Annotated in this window: 1 protein-coding gene; it reads left to right on the top strand. The window is 36.2% G+C overall.

The genetic code is table 11. The annotated features are described in order from the left end of the window. Positions 1 to 164: 164 nt before the first annotated feature. On the top strand, positions 165 to 398 hold a 234-nt coding region (locus tag ACTQ48_RS11650; protein WP_441571102.1), incomplete at its 3' end, for a hypothetical protein.

The raw sequence follows: 398 nt of genomic DNA, 5'->3' as shown, positions 1-398 counted from the left end.
GTTCCACCTCTATTTAGTAATGATGAACTAGATGGATTTATTGAATCTTGGTTCTATCGTAATATCAACTCTTTCCAGATGCACGACTTCTTTACAGGTGGTGGGTCTGAGTATAGTATCAACTGGAAACGTGAACGCTTTGGTCAGGTTTGGGGTAAAAATTAATGTCAACTGAGAAAATCCTATCCGAATTTAGAAAATCAGAATTAGAATTAGAAAAATTAATTAGTAGTGAAGAAGTTCCTGCATGGTATACCCCGCAGGGATATGTAATGTTTAAACGTAAGTATGCATATGGTGATGATGAGACAGTTCGCCAAGCATTTACACGCATTGCTAAAACATTAGCACCATACTATAGTCCTGATCCTGAGTTAGCTAATGAAAAATTCTTTAGT

It is taken from the genome of Collinsella sp. Sow4_E3 (assembly GCF_052116285.1).
Taxonomy (GTDB): domain Bacteria; phylum Actinomycetota; class Coriobacteriia; order Coriobacteriales; family Coriobacteriaceae; genus Collinsella.
The sequence above is the reverse complement of the archived record's forward strand: the minus strand, read 5'-3'. Positions and strand labels throughout refer to the sequence as shown.